The sequence below is a fragment of the Planktosalinus sp. genome, from assembly GCF_059864935.1.
Window position 1 is genome coordinate 1 of sequence record NZ_JCBCCK010000472.1, and the last position, 1592, is coordinate 1592.

Sequence of the window (1592 nt, forward strand, 5' to 3'; positions counted from 1 at the left end):
GCAGATTTGATTAGTTTGGATATTTCTGCAATAAAAAGCGCAGAACTTAGTTATATAGATAACAATTCGCCAAATGGATTGAACGGCAGAGAGGTTTGTGCCATATCAAGATATGCCGGAATTAGCAATAAAGTCAGTGCATTTGGCGTTTTTGAAATAAATAACCTTGAAAAAAGCCTCACTGCCTCCATGCTTGTGGCTCAAGTTATTTGGTATTTTATAGAAGGTGTGAATTTTAGGATTGACGATGGTGACTTTTCAAGAGATGAAGATTTTAAAACATATAAAGTTCCGATTGAAGATGAAGTTTTAATTTTTAAAAAAAGTTTAAAAACTGAAAGATGGTGGATTGAATTGCCATTTATCTCTGGAACAAATAATAAATTAAAAAGACATACGTTATTACCTTGCGCTTATAGCGATTATGAGTCTGCCTGTAATCAGGAAATACCCGAAAGATGGTATAAGGCAAGGCATAAAAACGAAATTTAAAAATATATAAAATTTGATTTTGAGGTTTTTTAAAAAAAAATGTTGCTTATTAAAAAATTTATAAATAGGTTTACGCCCTTGAAATCTGAAAAATTTAACCTAGTACATATGAAGAAGTTTATAGCGTTAGCTGCAATTGTATCCTTTCTGTTTAGCTGCAACTCGGGTGATAGAGGTGAGTTGGTTGGAGTTAAAGGAAAAAAATGGCATCCTGAAAAACCTTATGGAATGACTCTTGTTCCAGGAGGTTCTTTTATTATGGGTAAGCCTGATGATGACTTTGTTGGTGTTATGGACGCTCCTACTAAAACAGTTACTGTGCGTTCCTTTTATATGGACGAAACTGAAGTCACCAACTCAGAGTATCGCCAATTTGTTTATTGGGTTAGAGATTCAATAGTCAGGTTGAAATTGGCAATTCTTGCTGATGAAATGGGAGCAACCCCGGGCGACGGTGGTATAGGTGATTTTGCTTTTATGGACCAAAATCAAGAAGAAATGACACCTTATGAGCAGTATATGTATGACAATTACTGGGGCTTAGGTGAAGACTTTTATGAAGGCAGGAAAATAAATAAGGATATTGATTTAATTTGGGATACATCTAGATATCCGGATGAATACTATGCAGAAGTTATGGATACCATGTATCTGCCTTTTTCAGAATCATATAACGGATTAAGAACCCTCGATGTCAGCAAACTAAAGTTCCAGTATACCACAATGGACATTCAGGCCGCTGCAAGAGACAGAACTACAGACACCAGGGAAAAAAGAAGTAAACATATTATCAGGGAAGATTTACCAATTTACCCCGATACGACAGTATGGATTAGAGATTTCAATTATTCATACAATGAGCCCATGCACAACGACTATTTTTGGCACAGGGCCTATGATGATTACCCGGTGGTTGGGGTGAGTTGGAAACAAGCAAAAGCTTTTGCTGCATGGAGAACTCTTTATAAGAATTCCTATCAAAAACAAAGAGGGAGGCATTTTGTGCCATCTTTCAGATTACCGTTTGAAGGTGAGTGGGAGTATGCTGCAAGAGGTGGTCTTGCATCAGGAACCTATCCGTGGGGTGGTCCTTACACTTT

General features: G+C 36.7%; 1 protein-coding gene and 1 pseudogene. Both read left to right on the plus strand.

Going from position 1 to position 1592, the window contains the following annotated elements; translation table 11 throughout:
* Positions 1-492, plus strand: a pseudogene (locus tag AC6F75_RS13880) (arginase); the annotation flags it as partial.
* Between the two features lie 108 nt (positions 493-600).
* The coding region (gene porK / locus AC6F75_RS13885) for a T9SS ring complex lipoprotein PorK/GldK (RefSeq protein ID WP_500715684.1) at positions 601-1592 on the plus strand (992 nt) is incomplete at its 3' end.